This is a genomic window from Nocardia sp. NPDC101769, assembly GCF_044766925.1.
GTDB lineage: Bacteria > Actinomycetota > Actinomycetes > Mycobacteriales > Mycobacteriaceae > Nocardia.
The window spans coordinates 27,340-47,637 of sequence record NZ_JBIWMX010000001.1 but is presented as its reverse complement, the minus strand read 5'-3'; the positions used below and the strand labels follow the sequence as shown (position 1 = coordinate 47,637).

12 protein-coding genes are annotated in these 20,298 nt (G+C 68.0%); 4 read left to right on the top strand and 8 right to left on the bottom strand.

What is annotated here, in order from left to right:
- The first annotated feature begins 54 nt into the window (after window positions 1–54).
- The gene (mycP, locus tag ACIRRA_RS00185; protein WP_402760982.1) at window positions 55–1,482 is read left to right on the top strand and encodes a type VII secretion-associated serine protease mycosin; all 1,428 of its coding nucleotides are present in this window, start codon (window positions 55–57) and stop codon (window positions 1,480–1,482) included.
- Window positions 1,483–1,499: 17 nt separating this feature from the next.
- The gene (gene eccCa / locus ACIRRA_RS00180; protein ID WP_402760979.1) at window positions 1,500–5,522 is read left to right on the top strand and encodes a type VII secretion protein EccCa; all 4,023 of its coding nucleotides are present in this window, start codon (window positions 1,500–1,502) and stop codon (window positions 5,520–5,522) included.
- Window positions 5,523–5,644: 122 nt separating this feature from the next.
- Here eccCa and ACIRRA_RS00175 read toward each other — a convergent pair whose 3' ends face one another.
- Together ACIRRA_RS00175 and ACIRRA_RS00170 are read right to left on the bottom strand one after the other, a co-directional pair.
- Window positions 5,645–6,328 carry a GNAT family N-acetyltransferase gene (locus ACIRRA_RS00175; protein ID WP_402760976.1) on the bottom strand — a complete coding sequence of 228 codons (684 nt, stop codon included), beginning with the start codon at window positions 6,326–6,328 and terminating at the stop codon, window positions 5,645–5,647.
- A complete protein-coding gene (locus ACIRRA_RS00170) occupies window positions 6,325–7,164 on the bottom strand; it encodes a GntR family transcriptional regulator (protein WP_402760973.1) in 840 nt (279 codons plus the stop codon). Before ACIRRA_RS00170 ends, ACIRRA_RS00175 begins: the two co-directional genes overlap by 4 nt.
- Window positions 7,165–7,357: 193 nt before the next feature.
- On the opposite strand from ACIRRA_RS00170, the gene ACIRRA_RS00165 reads away from it, so the two are divergent.
- On the top strand, window positions 7,358–7,849 hold the full coding sequence (locus tag ACIRRA_RS00165) for a DUF4254 domain-containing protein (RefSeq protein ID WP_402760971.1): 492 nt from the start codon (window positions 7,358–7,360) through the stop codon (window positions 7,847–7,849).
- A 94-nt stretch (window positions 7,850–7,943) separates the two neighbouring features.
- Here the strand turns inward: ACIRRA_RS00165 and ACIRRA_RS00160 are convergent, their stop codons facing one another.
- From ACIRRA_RS00160 to ACIRRA_RS00135, 6 genes are all read right to left on the bottom strand, one after another.
- A complete protein-coding gene (locus ACIRRA_RS00160; RefSeq protein ID WP_402760968.1) occupies window positions 7,944–9,773 on the bottom strand; it encodes a serine/threonine protein kinase in 1,830 nt (609 codons plus the stop codon).
- Window positions 9,770–10,945 carry a hypothetical protein gene (locus tag ACIRRA_RS00155; RefSeq protein WP_402760965.1) on the bottom strand — a complete coding sequence of 392 codons (1,176 nt, stop codon included), beginning with the start codon at window positions 10,943–10,945 and terminating at the stop codon, window positions 9,770–9,772. The genes ACIRRA_RS00160 and ACIRRA_RS00155 overlap by 4 nt, the downstream gene beginning before the upstream one ends.
- 157 nt (window positions 10,946–11,102) lie before the next feature.
- Window positions 11,103–13,004 carry a protein kinase gene (locus ACIRRA_RS00150; RefSeq protein ID WP_402760962.1) on the bottom strand — a complete coding sequence of 634 codons (1,902 nt, stop codon included), beginning with the start codon at window positions 13,002–13,004 and terminating at the stop codon, window positions 11,103–11,105.
- A complete protein-coding gene (locus ACIRRA_RS00145) occupies window positions 13,001–14,884 on the bottom strand; it encodes a serine/threonine-protein kinase (RefSeq protein ID WP_402760960.1) in 1,884 nt (627 codons plus the stop codon). Before ACIRRA_RS00145 ends, ACIRRA_RS00150 begins: the two co-directional genes overlap by 4 nt.
- On the bottom strand, window positions 14,881–16,062 hold the full coding sequence (locus ACIRRA_RS00140; protein ID WP_402760957.1) for a hypothetical protein: 1,182 nt from the start codon (window positions 16,060–16,062) through the stop codon (window positions 14,881–14,883). Before ACIRRA_RS00140 ends, ACIRRA_RS00145 begins: the two co-directional genes overlap by 4 nt.
- Window positions 16,063–16,217: 155 nt before the next feature.
- The gene (locus ACIRRA_RS00135) at window positions 16,218–17,576 is read right to left on the bottom strand and encodes a MinD/ParA family protein (RefSeq protein ID WP_402760955.1); all 1,359 of its coding nucleotides are present in this window, start codon (window positions 17,574–17,576) and stop codon (window positions 16,218–16,220) included.
- A gap of 2,499 nt (window positions 17,577–20,075) precedes the next feature.
- Between ACIRRA_RS00135 and infA the strand changes: the two genes are divergently transcribed.
- Window positions 20,076–20,297, top strand: a complete 222-nt coding sequence (infA, locus tag ACIRRA_RS00130) for a translation initiation factor IF-1 (protein WP_040804562.1) — start codon at window positions 20,076–20,078, stop codon at window positions 20,295–20,297.
- Window position 20,298: the final 1 nt, after the last annotated feature.

The following is a 20,298-nucleotide window of genomic DNA, read 5'->3' as shown; positions in this document are numbered from 1 at the left end:
GCGGTTCTCGGCGGTGCGCTGCTGGGACCGCAGGCATCGGCGCAGGCCCGGCCGATGGCGACCGTCGGCCCGCCGTCCCCCGGAGACGCCGTTCCCGGGGACACCATGGGGCTGGCCGACAAGCCCGCGCCGCCCTCGCCCACCGAGTTGAAGGTGGAGTGCGGCAGCGAGTTCGGCCTCAAACCGGGCGGCGTACCGCGCGATGAACCGGTGTCGCAGAAGGTGCTCGACCTGCCCGCGGCCTGGCAGGCCAATCCGACTGCGGAGAACAGGGGAGCGGGCCAGAAGATCGCGGTCATCGACACCGGCGTGAGCCTGGCTCCCCGTATCGGCCCGAATCCCCGAATCGACGTGCAGCCCGGCGGCGATTATGTCTCTGGTAGCGACGGCACCGAGGACTGCGACGGGCACGGCACCGTCGTGGCGGGCATCATCGCCGCCAAGCCCAGCACCGATGACGCGTTGGTGGGGGTCGCGCCGGACGCGCAGATTCTGGCCATCCGCCAGCTCAGCGAGCGCTATCAGGCCAAGGACCAGAGCGGTGGTGACAAACCGCCGGGCAGTATGAGTCAGCAGGGGTACGGCCCGAGTTCGACCCTCGCCGCGGCCGTGGTGCGCGCGGTCAAACTGAACGCCACCATCATCAATATCTCCGCGGCCGCGTGCACGGCCGCGAATTCCTCGACCGGTGACGACACGCTCGGCGCTGCCGTGCGCTACGCCTACCAACAGGGCGTCCCGGTGATCGCGGCCGCGGGCAATGTGGATACGGGCAATGGCTGCGGCACCCAGAACCCCGAGCAGTCCAATCCGGCCGCCAGTTGGAAGACGTTGAACACCATCGCGAGTCCGGCGTGGTTCAGCCCGTATGTGCTGTCGGTCGGTTGGATCGGTCCCGACGGCAATCCGTCCGAGCGGTCCCTGCACGGCCCGTGGGTCGGCGTCGCCGCGATCGGCCAGGATGTCCTCGGATTCGACAGCAAGACCGGCGGGATGGTGAACACCTCCGGCTATGACGACAAGAATCACAAATGGGTCGGCATCCAGGGCACCAGTTTCGCCGCGCCCTACGTGGCGGGTCTGGCGGCCCTGGTGCGGGCCAAACACCCTGAGTGGGACAACGACCCCGGAACGCGCGCTCGGAAGATCATGAACCAGATCATCCTCACCGCGCATCAGCCGGGCACCGGGCGCGACGACCGCGTCGGCGCGGGCATGATCGATCCGGTTGCCGCGCTCACCACGCATTTCTCGGATGACGTGCTCACGTCGGACACCCCCGTGCTGCCCAACCATGTCGGCTCGGACCGGCCCGAAGCCTTCCCCACCCCCGAAAAGCCCGCCGGCCCACCGCATCTGCCGCGGCTGGTCGCCACCGTCGGAACCATCGTCTGTCTGTCCGCGCTGGGAATCGGTCTCGCCATATCGATTCCGTTCCGGCGACGCCGCCGCGACGACGAGCTGCCCGACCTCGATTCCTAACGACCGGAGAAATACCCATGGCTACCGATGGTTTCGTGCGCCGGCCCCGCATCGCCCCACCCCGCGCCCCGGGCGGTGAGATGGCGCTGACCGCGCCGCCGGAGATCCCGCGTCCGGTACCCGCGCCGCTCATGAGCAAGCTCATGCCGGTCGTCATGGTGGTCGCCATGATCGGCATGCTGGCCATGATGAGCCTGATGGGCCGGTCGATGCTGTCCAACCCGTACATGATGATGATGCCGATGATGATGATCATGTCGATGGCCGGCATGCTCATGGGTCAGCGCGGCAGCAGCAAGAGCTCCTCGGAACTGAACGAGGAACGCAAGGACTACTTCCGGTACCTCGACCAGACCCGCCGCGAGGTCCGGCGCACCGGGCAGAAGCAGTTGGAGACGCTGATCTGGAGTCATCCGGAACCGGCGGACCTGCCGTCCATCGTGGGCACCCGGCGCATGTGGGAGCGGCGGCCCAACGATCCCGACTTCGGGCACGTGCGCGTCGGCATCGGCACCCACCGGCTCGCGGCCAAGCTGGCGCGGCCGGAAACCGGTCCGCTGGAGGATCTGGAACCGGTCTCCACGGTGGCATTGCGTCGTTTCGTGCGAACGCATTCCGTGGTGCATCACCTGCCGACCGCGGTGTCGCTGCGTGCCTTCCCCGCCATCAATGTCGAGGGACCGGCCGAGGATGTGCGCGGGCTGGTGTGGTCGATGCTCATGGAGCTCACCGCGTTTCACGGACCCGACCACGTCGGCGTCGCCATCGTCACGGCCGAACCCGACTGCGAGGCCTGGTCGTGGGCGAAATGGATACCGCACGTGCAGCATTCGAGCCAGCGCGATGGCATGGGCGCGGCCCGCATGATCTACGGCTCGCTCGGTGAGCTGGAGACGGCGCTGGCCGACGATCTGCTCGAGCGCGGGCGGTTCATGCGCAATCCGCAACCGACGCAGGGGCGCATGCACCTGGTCGTGATCATCGACGACGGATATGTCAGCGGCGGTGAGCGTTTGATCAGCGAGTCGGGTCTGGACGCGGTCACCGTCATCGACCTGAGCGCCGCCGAGAACAGCCTGGCCGCGCGGCGCGGGCTGCAACTCGTCGCGGCCGGGGGAGAGGTGTTCGCCAAGAGCGCGGCGGGCACCGAGAAGTTCGCCAATGCCGACAGCGTGACCCTCGCCGAGGCGGAGGCGTTCTCCCGCAGCCTGGCTCGCTTCCGCATCGCCACCGCGGCGCAGATCGTCAGCCTCGGCGACAACACCTCCGCCGCCGACCCGGGTCTGATGAACCTGCTCAAGATTCCGGACGCGTCCCAGATCGACCCGGCCAAGGTGTGGCGGCCACGCGCCGGGCGCGAACGACTACGTGTGCCCATCGGCATCACCCCCGACGGGACGCCCGTCGAGATCGACATCAAGGAATCCGCCGAGAACGGTATGGGTCCGCACGGCCTCTGCATCGGCGCGACCGGCTCCGGTAAGTCGGAATTCCTTCGCACACTGATTCTTTCGATGGTCACCACGCACTCGCCGGATCAGCTCAACCTGATCCTGGTCGACTTCAAGGGCGGCGCGACCTTCCTCGGCATGGACCCGCTGCCGCACGTGGCGGCGGTCATCACCAACCTCGAAGAAGAGCTCTCGCTCGTCGACCGTATGCGTGACGCGCTGGCCGGTGAGATGAACCGGCGGCAGGAACTACTGCGCTCCGCGGGCAACTTCGCCAATGTCAACGAGTACGAGAAGGCCCGCGCGGCCGGCGTGCCGCTCGACCCGCTGCCCGCGCTGTTCGTGGTCATCGACGAGTTCTCCGAATTGCTCTCGCAGAAGCCTGATTTCGCGGATCTGTTCGTCATGATCGGCCGACTGGGCCGCTCGCTCCACGTCCACCTGCTGCTCGCCTCGCAGCGGTTGGAGGAGAACAAGATGCGCGGCCTCGACTCGCATCTGTCCTATCGAATCGGTCTGCGTACGTTCTCGGCCAACGAATCCCGCGCGGTGCTGGGTATCACCGACGCCTATCACCTGCCCGGTATCCCGGGTTCCGGCTACCTCAAGAGCGACGCCTCGGATCCGTTGCGGTTCAACGCGACTTATGTATCGGGTCCCTATGTCGCGCCCCGGGCAGCCCGGCAGGCCGCGGACGGCACCACCGTCGTCGAAGCGCCGCCGCGTGAATTCACCGCCTCGATGGTCGAAATCCTCGAGCAGCCCGAACCGCAGAACCCGCTCGATCCGCTCGACCTGCTGCCGCCCCCGCCGCCGACGGGTGACGAGGGCCTGCCCGACAGCCTGCTCCAAACGGTCGTGAAACGCCTGACCGGTCACGGCCGCCCGGCCCACGAGGTCTGGCTGCCGCCGCTGGACGAGTCGCCGACCGTGGACATGCTGCTGCCGGATCCGGACTGGCGTTCGCCGGTCAACCGGCACGGGCAGCTGTGGATGCCGATCGGCATCATCGACAAGCCCTATGAGCAGCGCCGCGACGTGCTCACCATCAATCTCGCTGGGGCGCAGGGCAATGTCGCCGTAGTCGGCGGCCCGCAGTCCGGCAAGTCCACCACGCTGCGCACCATCATCATGTCCGCGGCGGCCACGCACACGCCCGAACAGGCGCAGTTCTACTGCCTCGACTTCGGTGGTGGCTCCATGGCGGGTCTGGTCGGCCTGCCGCACGTGGGCTCGGTCGCGGGCAAGCTCGACTCCGACAAGGTGCGGCGGACGGTTGCCGAACTCGTTACCCTGCTGCGCGAACGCGAAGAGCGCTTTGCCGCCCAGGGCATCGAATCCATGGCCGAATTCCGGCGGCGCAAGCACGCCGCGCTGGCCTCGGACCGGGCCGACGACCCGGTGCTGGCCGACCGGTTCGGCGACGTGTTCCTGGTGATCGACAACTGGCAGGTCGTCCGTGAGGAATTCGACAGCCTGGAGCCACTGGTCGGACAGCTTGCCGCCCAGGGTCTTTCGTACGGCATCCACGTGATCCTGGGCGCGAACCGCTGGGGCGAGATCCGCGCCTCCGTGAAGGACATGATCGGTACTCGCATCGAGCTGCGCCTGGGTGACCCCTCCGACTCCGAGATGGGCCGCCGGGTCGCGGTCAACGTCCCGCTCAACCGGCCCGGCCGCGGTCTCACCCCGGACCAGCTGCACATGCTCATCGCCATGCCGCGCCTGGACTCCGACACCAACGTCCAGAACCTGGCCGAGGGCGTGGCCGCCGCGCGCACCGAGATGCAGGCCATCTGGGGCGAACGCCGCGCACCCGCCGTCCGCACGCTGCCCGGTAGCGTGCCCCGCGAACAGGCGCTGGAACTGGCCCACCGCCACGGTATTCAGCAGAGCCCCACCAAGGTGGTCATCGGCATCGGCGAATCCGAACTGCAGCCGATCGTCCTGGATTTCAGCTCGGACCCGCACTTCATGGTCTTCTCCGAAGTCGAATCGGGCAAGACCACGGTACTGCGCAACATCATTCGCGGCCTGGCCGAGAGCTCCAACGCCGACACGGCCCGCGTCATCCTCATCGACTACCGCCGCACCCTGCTGGGTGTGCTGGAAGGCGACCAGCTGGCCGGGTATTCGACGTCCTCCCAAACCTGCGGCGGCATGATCAAGGAGGTCGTCAACTACCTCTCCAAGCGCATCCCCGGCTCCGACATCACGCCCCAGCAGCTGCGCGATCGCGACTGGTGGACCGGCCCGGAGATCTACGTCGTCGTCGACGACTACGACATGGTCGTCGCGGGCGGAAACCCCTTGGGAGCCTTGGTGGAGCTCCTTCCGCAGGCCCGCGACATCGGCCTGCACGTCATCATCTCCCGCAATATGGGCGGCATCTCGCGAGCCCTCTACGACCAGGTCCTCGGAGCGATGAAGAACCTGTCGGTCCCCGCCCTGCTCATGAGCGGCTCCCGGGACGAAGGCAAACTCATCGGAGACATCCGCCCCATGCGCCTGCCACCCGGCCGCGGCATCCTCTGGTCCCGCTCCCGCGGCGACGAAATGATCCAAATCGCCGACCTCCCCGCGCTGTAACCCGGTGCGGGAGAACGAGACCGCCGCATGACCATCGGCCCGGTGGAGGCGCGACCTCGCCGAAAGCGTCTATACCAGTGACGATCCGAAACTGCGCCGCTGAGATGCAGTAGCGACAGGGATCACGTGGTGGCCGGGCCCGGCTCGGCGATCACGCCGGGGAGGGTGCGCAGGAGTGGATTGTGGGTGAGGGACCACGTGGTGGTGGGGTCCGGGTTCAGGGTGAAGCGTGTGGTTTCGCCTGCTGCCAGGGTGAGGGTTGGGCGCGTCGGGAGGGGTTGGGGCCAGGCTGCTGTGGGGCGTTCGAAGAGGGCTCGGGAGGGGCCGGTGGCTTCGGGGCCGGCTATGCGGGCGAGGTGGAAGCCGGCGCGGCGGTAGTAGGCGTGGAGGTCGGTGTTGGTGGTCCAGGCGTCGAGGCGGACCCAGGTGCGGTGTTGTTCGCGGGCCAGGTGGGCGGCGTGGGCCAGGAGGGCTTCGCCGACGCGTGTTCCGGCGAAGCGGAGGTCGACGATCATGTAGTGGATGATCACGGCGTCGGCGAGTTCGCCGGGAGACCAGAGGTTTTCGTCGGCGCGATCGTTGACAGTGATGGTGCCGGCCGCTTCGCCGCCCACCTCGGCGACCCAGGTCTCGCCCTGGCGGACCGCGTGGGCCACGAACCGGACGAAGGTCTCGATGGGGAGTCCTCGCCCGGCCCGGGTCCACTGGTCACTGCCGCGCGCCGCCAGCCAGCTCGTACGTTGCAGCCGGAACCGGGTGATGGTCCCCAGATCGGCGATGCGGGCTCGGCGGAGGTGCGGTTTCATGGCGAACCGGGTAGCAGGGAATTACCGAAGGAATGGGAATTTCCGGATGGAAAGGGAGCGCCCAGAGTTTTACGAATAATGTCCGTTCCCTCATCGTCGCCCAATTCGTATGCCAATCGGTTGCGGGCCGCTGTGGAACGATGGCGGGTCACTCGGGTAATGCGCTCGTGGTTGGCTCCGATGCGGAGATGGTCGAGCAGCAGCGTGCCCGGGCCCACGCCCAGCAGCGCCGCCTCCTCGGCCGTGGCGGGGCGTGCGACGACCGTGTCGCGATGGGCGGTCTCGGCGAATCCGCGTTCGGCGAGCCGCCGCGTGGTGCCCTCCGGGATATCGTGCGGTGCGTCGATTCCGGTGGCCTCGGCCAGATCTCGCGGATAGAAGCTCACCTCCCACGACCACGGCTCGTTGTCGAGATACTGCATGATGGTGCGCGACACGACCCATTCGTCGCGCGCGACACCCAGCCAGTGCGCCACCTCTGAACTGGCCGGTTCCATTCTGGCACTGAACTGTTTGGACGGCTCCCGGCCCGCGGCGCGCGCGATCTCGGAGAAGATGTCGTGCGCCGCCTTCGGCCGGTCCGGCCGAATATGGTTGGTGACAACGGATTCCAGCACTTCCTGACTGCGCACGATGGTGCCTCGGGAAGTGGCTGTGTAAACCAGGTTTTCGGCAACGAGGAGTTGAATTGCGTTGCGAGCCGTGGTAATCGAGACCTGCATCTGGTCGGCCAGCTCGTGGTGACTCGGCAGTCGATCGCCCGGTTCCCACTTGCCGGCGCGGATCTCCTCGCGGAGGAGGTCTGCGATCCGTTGATATCTCGGACCGTCCGCCATCTCACTCCTCGGTTGTTGCTTCAAGGCTCAGAAGTCTACTCCGCTAGTACTACTGCCGTGTAAGGCTTGACACCAGCATTCTGAGGTTTATTGTAATGAACGTCCTGAATGCGGTGTTGTTATACGTCGAAGAACGCGAGGCAACGTGGCAGGTTCGGAGACATCAAACACGGTCGTTGTGGCATTGCCCGACGTGTCCGCTTCGTATGCGGATATGGAGGCGCAGCCCTTGGCGCCCGGCCTATTGCCGACCTCCGACCTACTACTGCGCGCTTGTCGCGGTCACCGGGTGATCGGCGGACCCCTGCTGTGGTTCGCCCACGATCTCGCGGTGCTGCACGAGCGGCGGCTGGTCGGACGCGGCGGTATCGGTCCGGAAACCGATCCCACCTCGATCATCGAAACAAAGCGCCGCCGAATCGAATTGGTCATGGCCATCGACGACTGGATCGTGCGCTCGGTTCCCCAGCATCGGCTGGGTGCGACCCTGCACACCGAAACGGTCGGTTCGGTCATCGACCGCCTCGCAGAGGCTTCGGTTCGGGCTCATCACGCGTTGATGACCCTTGACGCGAATGATGAAATGCTACACGCCGCTTGGCACCATTTAGCCGAATTGTCGGACGCTTACGACGATCTCGTTCGTGATGTGCTCGCCGGTCGGCGTCGGCTGCCCGCCTGGTAAATAGCGAAACAACTGCGCGGTCCGGGCCTCAGGGCGGCCCGGACCGCCATGTTCTGCGCGAAGGATCATTTGCAATCGCAGCGCGCGGAGATGGTTACTTCGGCAGTCGCCGGATGGCCTCGTCGAGCAGTTTCACGGCCTTACCGCACGCATCCGGTGAATTCGACAGATCGGACACCGTGAGCTTCAGTTGCTCGGCATTGTCTTTATCCGTGGGCCGCACCAGGTAGCTGAGATAGCAGTCGTTGCTGGAGCGCGCGCCGGTGACATACGCGGTGAATTCTCCGGCCTGCAGGGATTCGTAGGTCCACTCGCCCTGATCGGGGCGGCTCTGGTCGACCAGGTCGACGCGGACCCAGCCGTCGCGGCCGATGGTCGCACAGGCGTGCGGGGCGCGCTGATGGTCGGCGATATCGCCGACGGTCTCGCGAATCGTGCTGTCCTGCACCACCGAACACGGGTCCACCCGCAATATCGAATTCGACGGGACCGTCCGCTGCGGCACGTACGAGGTGAGCTGCTGCGCAACCGCTGTCAGCGCGTCCTCCGCCGCGGTGCAGGCGGTTCCCGGCTGGGCCGCGGGGTCCAGTTCCTCGGCTGACATCCGCAGCGGCACATTCCCGCCGGACTGGGTCACCAGCACGGTGTCGCATTTGTTGTCCGCGGCTCCGGCGCTGAGGATCGGGCCCCAGCCGGCGGTCCGGCCCGTCGGCGTCAACTGGTCCACACCGATGGCGTGGTCGGGAATGTCCAGGTTGTAATGGACCTTGCGCTGCGCCGAATCGACCACGGTGGTGCCACAGCCGCCCTCGGGCGAGGCTTCCGGATCACCGGTGCGGGTGCCGAGCTTGCCGGGCACCGCCTTGTCGATGACCGCGCAGAAGTCCAGCAGCCGCAATTCCATGGCCGTCAAGTCCAGTGATGGATCCGTGTGCGGCTGGGCGCGGCCGTCGGTCTGCGAGGACCGGCTCAGCCCCGCCAGCGTGCCGCTCACCACCACCAGGCCGGTGACGGCCGCCGCCGCCCAGCCGATCGTGCGCCGCCGCCGACCGGCCAAGCGCGCCAGCTGATCCCGATAGCGGGTCTCCTGCTCACCGCTGGACGCCCACCATTCGGCATCGGCCCGATGCGTCTCGAGGAAGTCCAGAACCGGTTGCGGCCACGCCGATTCCGCCGGAATGCGCTCCGCCTGCTCCAGCAGCTGACGCGCCGACGGGCGATGCGCGTGATCGGGCGCCAGGCAGGACTCCACCAGTTTGCGCAGCGCATGCGGGACCGCCTGCAGATCCGGTGTGGCGGACATGGATCCGGTGGCGGCCAGGACCAGCAGCATGCCGACGGCGTAGATGTCGACGGCGGAGGTCACCGGCTCGCCCTCGGCCTGCTCGGGGGCCATATAGGGCGGCGCGTCGGCGGCGGCGTCCGAAGCGCTCTCGGCATCGCGTGCCCGGGTGATACCGAAATCGATGATGCGCGGGCCCTCGGGCATCAGCAGCACATTGCCGGGTTTGAGATTCCGGTGCACCAGCACCGCTCGGTGCACCTCGATCAGGGCGGTGGCCAGACCGATCGTCAGCAGGCGCAGCCCCGGCAGCGGCAGCGGACCGCAGGCCGCCACGACCGTCGCGAGATCCGGCGCCGGCAGGTATTCCGTGGCAAGCCAGGGTCGCTCGGCATTCGAGTCACTGTCCACCACGGCCGCCGTATAGGTTCCGGTCAGCTGCCTGGTGGTCTCCAGCTCCCGCTGGAAGCGCGCCCGGAACTCCATATCCACGGCCTGCGAGCGGTGAATCCGCTTGACCGCCACCAGCTTTCCGGTGGGCGTACGGCCCAGCAGCACCCGGCCCATATCACCGGTGCCGATGACGGCGATCATATGGTGCGGGCCGATCCAGCGCGGATCGTCGGGCAGCAGTGCCTTCATCGCGGATCCCCCATGATCGCGTACTGCGCCGCCGCCAGCTGCCGGACATCGGTCTCGGTATTGCTGTAGACCACGCCCACATACCCGTCGCGCACCACCACACAGCGATATCGGCGGGCCTGCACGGATTTCGGGTCCGGGCGGGTCGCCTGCGAACAGGTTGCGGCGGTCAGGCCGCGGACATTACGCATCCAGGTGTACTCCGAGTTCTCGGGGTCGGCGGCGAGGTCTCGGCCATACTGTGCGGCGGCCTTCGAATCCCGCATCCGATACAGGTATTTGTTGTGGGACACCGCCAGCGCCGTCACGCCGCTGCCGGAATATTTGCCGAAAGTGTGCGGTGGCTCCGGTGAGAGCGCCGAGAAGGCGCGGACCCCGAAGGCGGCGAACGTCTTCGGGTCGGCCAGCGGATCACCGGTGCGCACCAGCCGGGTCAACAGGCCGTCCGGATCGAGCGGCACCGTGGCCGGATCCGGCACGGGGGAGGTGTCGAAGCCGGCCAGCCCTGCCACCTGCTTGCGATAGGTGGTGGTGACCCTGTCGACCAGCCGACCCAGGTCGGGATCCGGCAGCTCGGCGTACACCCGGATCACCACGTTCTTCCACGCCATGAGACTGCCCAGCGACGGCACACCCGGCCGCCAATGACTCAGCGCGGCCGGGAAGGCGTCCACCCCGACCGGCGCGTTGTCGGGACTCGCCTCGAAATCGACCCGGGCCATCTCCGCCGCGGCCGCCGTCGCCGACCGCTCGTCGCGAAATGCCGTGAGCGACACCGCCAGATACTTCTGCGGCGGACCGTCACCGGCGGGCCGGTTCGCGGCCGCGATGCCGAAGGAACCGGCGACCCCGAAGGGGCGCGCCGCCGCCCGCTGCTGCGGCGAGAGCGCGGTCTCGTGGAAGCCGCGATCGTCGGCCGAGATCCCGCCGCCGCGCACGGTCGTCAGGTCGGGATCGATATCGGTCGCGAAGACGATGTGATCCGCCAGTCGCACCGACTCGGCGAAGATCCCGCGGATCCGGCTCGGCTGCCGATCGAAGTCATTGTCGCCGGGCGCAGTCGAATACGGTCCATAATCCGGTGCGCCCCCATCACTCCCACACGCCGTCGACAGAACCAGCACTGCGACACCCATTCCGGCCACGGACCATCGCCGGAACCTCAGACGCATGCGTTAACCCTCATCACTGGTCAGCAGCGGGCCGCCGAACCGTTCGAACCCGCATCGCGCGAACTCACCGGCGCGATCGAGCCACAAATTAGCACCGCTTCGGTGCCGTGTCATGTGCGGGCGAGGGGACCGAACTCCCTGCCGCCGCAAATCGCCGTCAATTGAGCGGCGGCAATTTGCCGATCAATGAATGCATGGTGGAGGTGGCTGTGGCGCAGTGCTTTTCGCGTTGTACTTCGACACCCTGCACATAGACTTCGACCGCTTCGCGGAAGTCACCGACGTCATGGTAGGGGTACAGGAGCTGACAGCTTCCCGTCGACGCCCCGATATCGCGACGGAAGGCTCGTAAGCCGTCGCCCACATCGATCGGATCGTCGGTGGGGATGGGTTGGTCCGTGCTTCCGAGCAGGTGGAGCATTACGTAGACGGTGGCCACGCCGTCCCATCGGCAACCGTGGGCATCGATGGGCTTCGGCTGGTCGGGGATCGGGCCCACCAATGTGTCGACGAGTTCCCGGGGCACCAGGGTGCATGCGTCCAGCCCGGCCAGCGTCGCCGTTTCGGTGCGCCGGGGCGGGGCGGCGCGCGTCGCCACCAGGCGTTCGAGGGCTCGCTGAGCGAGGCCGCACGCCTGCATCCCTTTCGACTCGACGATGATGCCCCAGCCTCGGCCGGTGCCATCCAGGCCGACGCCGCGCGCGCAGGCCGGACTATTGGCGTCCTCGTGACCGAGCACGGGAAGACCGTCGACGGTTTCGCCGATCGGTCCGAACGCCGCCGAGCCCCCCGGTCTGACGGTCAGGCTTCGATCGGCGGACCGAGCCTGGCAGCCCCAATCGAAACTGGGACTCCACTGCCACATCGACACATCGGCGGGCCAGCCGGAATCGGCGGGAACGGCTCCGGTGAGCGCTTGCTTCAGCCACGCACAGGCGTCGGCATTCCGGAGCCTGGACAGCATCGGCTCGATCGCCACTGGACGCGGGGTCGTGGTCGACGGATGACGCGCCCAGCTGATGCCCGTCACGACGGCCATCAGTACCAGGATGGTGGCAAAGGCGATGCGGCGGAGCCGCGTTCGCAGGGCGGTCGCCTTTCCCCGCGGTCGTGTGCCGGGCGCGAGTGTCGTTGCCGTGCGCCCGCCGACGACGAGGGTGCTCTCGGGATCGGAAGTGAGCAGCGCCAGGTCCTGGGCCTGACGGCGCAGGCCGACATGCAGCTTGGCCGGCCAGGGCGCCGTCCCGCCCGGCAGACCACCCAGGCGCTGCAGCAGCTGCGCGGCCGTCGGGCGGGAGCGCGGATCCTTGTGCAGGCAGGCCGCGATCAATTCTCTGGCCTCGGGCGGAACCTTCCCGAGATCTGGTTCGGTGTGCACGATTTGGAACAGGGTGTATGCCAGCGAGGATGCGGCGAAAGGACTCGATCCGGTCGCGGCCATCACCAATAGCGAACCGAGGGAGAAGACATCACTGGCGGCCGTGATCGGCTCGCCCGAGGCTTGTTCCGGCGACATGTAGGCAGGAGAACCCAGCGCCGTACCGGTTTCGGTCAGCCCGCTCGGATTGCCGGCCATGTGCGCGATGCCGAAGTCGATCACCCGCGCGCCCTCGGCGGTGAGCATGACATTGGCGGGCTTGAGATCCCGATGCACGAGCCCGGCGCGATGGATGTCCTGGAGCGCCGCCGACAGATCGGTGGCCAGGGTCGCGAGCGCGGGCACCGGTAGCGGTCCGATCTCGGACACCGCCTTGTCGAGCGGAATACCTACTATGAAAACAGAAGCCAGCCAAGGATTCTGGGTATCGACATCGAAATCGACCACGGCGGCGGTGAAGGCCCCGGACACCCGCATGCCTGTGGTCACCTCGCGGCGGAACCGGGCCCGATACTCGTAGTCGCCCAGCAGGTGCGTGTGCACCTGCTTGATGGCCACCAATCGGCCGTCCGGTCCGATCCCGAGCAGGACACGGCCCATCCCACCGGATCCGAGCAGACCCAGTACGCGATAGCGGCCGATGGTCCGCGGATCGCCCGGCGCAAGTGGACGGATCGTCATGACTTCGGCAGCCGCGCAATGATGTCGGCCAGCAGTTGCTCGGTCTTGGTACAGGGATCCGACGGTTTCGCGAAATCGGTCACCGACAGCTGGACCTGCTCTGCCTGGTTGTCGGTGGTGGGGTGCACCATGTACGTGAGATCGCATTCCTGGTCGCTTTGCGACGTGATGATCGCCGTGTACTTGCCCACCTGCGCCGTGGGCTTGGTCCCGTATACCTGGTCCGGACGCATGGATTCGATCAACCCGGTAGTGATCGAGCCGTTGTGACCGGTCAACGAGCAGGCATGCGGCGTAGTCCGGCGACTTCCGAGGGCACCGGTGATTCCCCGCGCCAGCGCGGAATCCAGGACGCCGCACGGATCGACGCGCAACACCGAACTCGACGGCAGGTTGCGCAGCGGCACATTGACGGTGAGCTGCCCGACCACGGCGATCATTGCCTCCTCGGCCGCCGCGCACGCCGCTGCGCTCTCCGTCATGGAGTCCAGCATCTCGGCATACACCTTCAGCGTCACCTGGCCGCCGGTCTGCGTAACCAGCTCGCTGTCGCAAAGGCTGTCCACCGGTTTGCCGATGAAGATGGGAGTCCAGCCCGCTGCTCGCCCGGTCGGGGTCATACCCTCCACTCCCAGGAAGTTCCCATCGACATCCAGGCCGTAAGAAACCCTTTGCTTGGCGGCGTCCACGACCGTGATGCCGCAGCCGCCGCTGAGCAGCCACTCCGGATCACCGATGCGGGTGCCGAGCTTGCCCGCGATCGCCCGGTCGATCACCTTGCAGGGGTCCAGCATTCGCAGCTCGGCCGCGGTCAACGCCAACGACGGATCGGTCATCGGCTGTGCATGCCCACCCGTGGCCGCCCAGCGATGTACACCCATCACGGCCCCGGCGAAAACCAGCACGGTGACGACGGCCGCCGTCGCCCAGCGCAGCGTCGCCCGTCGCCGCATCGCTATGCGCGCCAGTTCATCCCGATACCGGGCTTCCCGCTCTCCGGTCGACGCCCACCATTCGGCATCGGCCCGATGCGCTGCGATGAAGTCCTGAACCCGGTGCGGCCACACCGAATCGGCCGGAATCCGCTCCGCCTGATCCAGCAGTTGCCGCGCCGAAGGGCGGTGCACCGGATCCTTCGCCAGGCAGGATTCGACCAGGTCGCGCAGGGAGTGAGGCACCGCCCGGAGGTCCGGGGTGCCGTGCACGACGCCATAAACGATCTGGGGAGTGGAGTCACCGGGGAAAGGACTGGATCCGGTGGCGGCCATCGTCAGCAGCGCGCCGACCGCGAAGATATCGGCCGCCGCGGTGACCGGTTTGCCCTCGGCCTGCTCCGGGGCCATATAGGCGGGTGAACCGAGCGCCGCGCCCGACATGGTGGGACCGGTATCGGCGTCCTGTGCTCGGGCGATGCCGAAATCGATGAGCCGTGGACCCTCCGGAGTCAGCAAGACGTTGCCGGGCTTGAGGTCTCGGTGCACCAGGGCCGCTCGGTGAACCTCGATGAGCGCGGACGCGAGGCCGGTCGCCAGCAACCGCAGCCCCGCCAGCGGCAGCGGGCCGCACTTCTCGACCACCGACTGCAGATCCGGTGCCGCGATGTATTCGGTTGCCAGCCAGGGGTTCTCGGCATCCACCTCGCTGTCCACCACGGCCGCGGTGTACGCGCCGGTCAGCCGTCGGGTCGACGCCACCTCCTGATGGAACCGGACCCGGAACTCGAAATCATCGGCGCGGCCCGGGTGAATCTGCTTGATCGCCACCAATCTTCCGGTCGGTGTGCGGCCCAGCAGCACACGGCCCATCCCTCCCCTGCCGATCACGGCGATCATCCGGTGCGGGCCGATCCAGCGCGGGTCCTCCGGCAGCAGCGCCTTCATCGCGGATTCGCCATCGCCGAGTACTGAGCGGCCGCCAGCTGACGGACATCGGTATCCACAGCGCTGTACACGACGGCCACATAGCTGTCGCGGACCACGACACAGCGGTATCTGCGAGCCTGCAGGGATTTCAGATCCGGACGAGTGGCCTGCGAGCAGGCGGCTGCGGGAACGCCGCGGATGGCGCTCATCGAGGTGTACTCCGATTCATCGCGGCTATCTGCCAGATAGCGGCCGTACTCCGTGGCTGCGGCGGCATCGCGCAGTCTATACAGGAATTTGTTGTAGGAGACCGCGAGGGCCGTCACGCCGTGACCGGTGTACAACATGAACTCGGTTGCGGGAGTGGCCGACAGGGAGGAATACGCGCGGACCCCGAACGCCGCGAAATTCTCCTGGTCGGCCAGCGGCTCACCGGTCCGGACCAGCCGGGCCAGCAATCGATCCGGATCCAGCGGGACCGTCGCCGTATCGGGCACCGCGCTCGCGTCGAACGAGTCGAGTTCGGTGAGCTGCTTGCGGTACACCGTGGTCACCGTGTCGGCCAATCGGCCGAGATCCGGATCGGGCAATTCGGCGTACACGTGGATCACCAGCGTCTTCCAGGCCATCACGCTGCCCAGGGACGGGACGCCCGGCCGCCAGTGGCTCATCGCAGCCGGGAACGCGGCGAGGGCGACGGGAAGGTTATCGGTGTTCGCTTCGAGATCGACGCGCTCCATGGCGGCCGCCGCCGCGGCGGCAGCCTGCTCGTCATGGAAAGCCGTGAGTGAGACGGACAGGTACTTGCGCGGCTGACCATCACCGGTATCGGGACGGTTCGCCGCCGCGGCGCTGAACCCACCGACCACGCCATAGCGGACCGCTGTCACCCGCTGCTCCGTGGATATCGTCGTGTCGCCCAGGCCCCGATCGGTCGTGGTCACACCATTGTCCCGCACTGCCGTCAGGTCCGGATCGATATCGGTCGCGAAGATGATGTGATCACCCAGCCGCAACGACTCCGCGAAGACGCCGCGCACGATATTCGGCTGCCGATCGAAGTCATCGTCCCCGGGGCCGACGGGATATGGACCGTAATCCGGTGCGGAACTGCTGATCCCGCCGCACGCCGCGGACAGCATCAGCAAGAAGACCCCCATCCCGGCCACACCGAATCGCCGGAACCCCAAACGCATGCGTTCCCCCACCCACGTTAGTGCGGGCCGTCCAACCGCCCGAACCCGCACCGCGCCGAGCGGACCGGCGCGATCGAGTCACAAATTAGCACCGGTTCGGTACTGTGTCATGCCCAATTGAGGGGCCGAATATGCAGTCGCCGAACGGATTCGCGTCAGCCTCGGTAACGCCGGTGGTCGGCCCCGAAATCGTCGGCGACGGTGGCCGCCAGCTCGACGTACGCGCGTTTGGTGGGCTTGCTGAGACGGTGCAGATCGATCTCCGCGCCCTCACCCAGATGCGCGTCGTAGGGGATGATGTGCACTGCGCGGCAACGCGACAGGAAATAGTCGCGCAGCTGATTGATGCCGACATTCGGGGCGCCCGGGCGCGGCAGGTTGATCACCACCACCGCATTCCGGACCAGATGATCGTGGCCGTGCAGCGACAGCCAGTCCAGGGTGGCGGCGGCACTGCGCGCGCCGTCGATGGCCGAGGACGAGATCAGCACCAGGGAGTGCGCCAGATCCAGCACACCCGCCATGGCCGAATGCATCAGGCCGGTACCGCAGTCGGTGAGGATGATGTTGTAGAAGCGCTGCAGGATGCGTGCGACCGCGCGATACTCCTCCTCGCTGAACGCCTCCGACGCCGCCGGATCCCGCTCACTGGCCAGTACCTCCAGGCGGCTGCTGCCCTGCGAGGTGTGGCGGCGCACATCCGAATACCGCTGAATGTACTCGTCCAGCAACAGGTCCCGCACCGTCGACCGAGTCTGCAACGGCACCCGCTGTGACAACGTCCCGAAGTCCGGGTTCGCGTCGACCGCGATCACCCGGTCCCCGCGAATCGATGAGAAGATCGAGCCCAACCCCATGGTGGTCGTCGTCTTCCCGACACCGCCCTTCAGCGACAGCACCGCGATCCGATAATCCCCGCGCACGGGCTGCCGGATCCGCGCGACCAACTCCTGCAGCCGGCGCTCCTCCGCCGACATCCCGGGATTGATGGCGCCACCGGACATGTGGTGCACGGCCCGCCGCCACCCCGACTCCGGAGCCTTCTTGGCCCGCCGCATCGGCACATCATCCAGCGAAGGCACGGCACCACCGGCAAACCCGCGCGGTCCTGCCGCACCCCAGGCGCCCGCCCCCGGCCCACCGACCCCCGGCTGCCCGGAAGCCGGCACACCGTACTGGCCCGGAGCTTCGGCCTGCCCGGGAGCCGAGACGCCGTGCTGGCCTGGAGCACCGGCCTGTCCCGGGGCCATGCCGTAGTGCCCGGGACCCGCTGCTTCCGGCTGGCCTGGCGCACCGAGGCTCCCCGGGCCACCGAACCCCTGCTGTCCCGGACCACCGGCGTGCGGCTCGGTCAACCCGGCGGCTGCCGCCTCGGACATGGGCGCATTCGCCCACGGATTCGCATCCGAGTTGATGGCATCCCCGCCACCCGGCATCGGCCCATCCGGCCCCTGCGCCCAGGGATTCAACTGCGGCGGAACAGCACCCGCTGGGAATCCCGGGGTCTGCTGCATCGGCGGCATCCCCGGACCGGGTCGACCCGGACCATTCGCCTGCGGCCCATTCAGACCCGCGGCTGCTGCCTCGGACATCGGAGCGTTCGCCCAGGGGTTCGCATCCCCATCGGGGTTGCCGGACGAACTGTCAGGATGGTTGAAATTCGGCCCCGGTGCCTGCCCCCACGGATTCGGCTGTGGCGGGACAGGACCCGCCGGGAACCCCGGAGTCGGCTGCATCGGTGGAAGCCCGGAATCAGCTGCCGGCGGCATCCCCTGTGTGCCCGGGAACGGTCCCGGAACCGGCGGCGCGGGCGGCATCCACTGGCCGCCATTACCGGACATCTGCGCGCCTGGCCCCGGAATCTGAGGCAGCGAACCGGATCCGGTGCCCTGTGCCAGTGGACCTGATCCCTGCGGACCGGTTGCTGGAACCTGTGGGATCGGTCCGGTGCTCTGCGGTCGGGTGCCGGGCATCGGGGGGAGGGGCGGGCGGCTGTCGGGTTGGCCGGGGATGGGCGATGTGGAATTCCCTTGCGGTGCAGGGGGTACCGGGTCGCCGGGGCGGGGGTCCGAGGGCTGCGGGAGTGGGTCTTCTGCGGCGCGGTGACGTCCCGGGGGCATCGACTGGTCGAAAGCGGTGTTCGGGTCGGTTCGTTCGCCGTCGGTGGGCGTGCCGGTCGGACCGGCCGGCTGGGTCTCCAGCAGTTCGTGTGCGGCGGCCGTCGTGTTCGGTACGGGCGCAGCATCATTGCCGCCGGGCGGGCTGGGAATACGTGTGGTGGGGTCGGCGGCGGGGCGCTCGCCGGAGGCATCGTTCGTATCTTGCCGACCCGCTGCGGTGGCCTGGTCGGGGTCCGCGTGGCCGGTGTCATCGGGCTGACGGGAGTCCGGTTGACCTGCGCCGGGGCCGGTTTCGGGCGCCGGGGGGATCGGTGTGCGCGTGGTCGGGGCTGCCGGGGCGATGATGCCGGAGCCGGTCGCGTCCAGGTCGCCCGGAGCCGGGGGCAGGGGCGGGTGCGACATCTTGGTTGTGGCGTCGGCCGGATCGGCTGCGGTATCGGCTTCGCCGGGGGCCGGGGGCAGTGGCGGGCGCGCGGCGCGGAGCGCCGGATCGTTTGCGGCCGAGTCGGCTTCGCCCGGGGAGGGCGGGAGCGGCATCCGGGTGGTCGGATCCGCTGGGGGACGCGCGAGGTCGGCCGGGCCGGGAGTACCCGCGGCCGGGCCGGCGAGGGACGCGCCCCGCGAGTGCCACTCAGCTGAACTCGGGCCCTGTGGCGAGTTCGGCGAAGACGGCAGTGGGGGCGCGGTGAAGTCGGGTCTGGCGTACTGCGGTTGTGCCGGAGCGGACAGATCGGCCGGATTCGCGGGCTCGGCGGGGGGCGTCGGCGGCATCGAGAATTGCGGACCCTGCACCGGCCCCAGCGGACCCGAATGTGTGCCCAGCCGAGCCGGTTCGGCCCCGGATATGCGCTGCGTCGGATCAACCGGGGGCATCGGCGGAGGCGAGAATTGCGGACCAGGTGTCGGTCCGAGCGGGCCCGAATGTGGGGCCGGGCGAGGCGGTTCCGGCGCGGTCGGGTGTACGGGCTGCCCGACATTGGCCGGAGGGACGTCGAAGCGAGGCCCCTGCGGAAGGTTGGGCGCCTGGCCAGGGTGCGGTGAACCGCCGAAGCCCTGACCGTTGGGCGGCGGCGTCGAGCCTTGTCCGTTGTGCGGCCCGGGTGCAGGGCGCTGGCTGTTCTGCGGGAGCTGGGTCGGGGTTCGGCCATTCGGCGACTGCGCCGGGCCGTGGCCATCGGGCTGTGGCGGTTGCGGGTTGTGGCCGTTGGACTGCTGGTTCGCGCTGCCCGACTGGTCGCCGCGGTGCGGGAGGTTGAAGTGGGTGCCGGGGTCGCGGGTCGGCATCGGGGCGGCCGGCTGCGAGGCCCACGGATTCGGCTCGGCGCCACCGGAGGTGGGGGCGGGATTCGCGGCGGGCGGCTGGGCGGCGGGCCCGGACGGCGCGTCCTTGCGAGGTTTGCGCCGGCCGAAGAGACCGCGGCCGCCCTTCTGTTCGGGGATGACGTCGTCCTGGGGGAGGTTCTCGACGGGAGCCTCGTAACCGGTTGCGGCGACGTCGCTCTCGGAGAGCCAGGGAGGAAGCATTGGGAGTCCGTCGTTCTCGCGACTCACATCTACCCCCGGTGCTCGATCGATCGTGCAGGACCGGGCGTAGCTTAGCGATCTCCGACGGGTGCGCGCCCGGCGTATCTCGTCCGCCCGGTGGCGCGCTGTGCGGAACCGGTGGCATCGGTCGTGCACAGCGGGGCACATCACGGCACCCGTATTTGGCCGGGTCTGGGGAAACGGGTAAGCTAGGTCGCTGGTGACTTACATAGTGGTTGTGGCATGTCCTAGTGCCGCCTCCAGTGAGTATGTCACCGGGTTGGCCGCAATGCACCACCAACTTCGGGGCCGACCTGCCGTAATGAGCTTGAACCAACCAGGTTCAGCCTAACCGGGATCGCGGAGGATATGGCGAAGAAGGAAGGGGCCATCGAGGTCGAGGGCCGGGTTATCGAGCCGTTGCCCAACGCGATGTTCCGGATCGAGCTGGAGAACGGTCACAAGGTGCTGGCCCACATCAGCGGCAAGATGCGGCAGCACTACATTCGCATCCTGCCCGAGGACCGCGTCGTCGTGGAGCTGTCGCCCTACGACCTGACCCGCGGCCGCATCGTCTACCGCTACAAGTGAG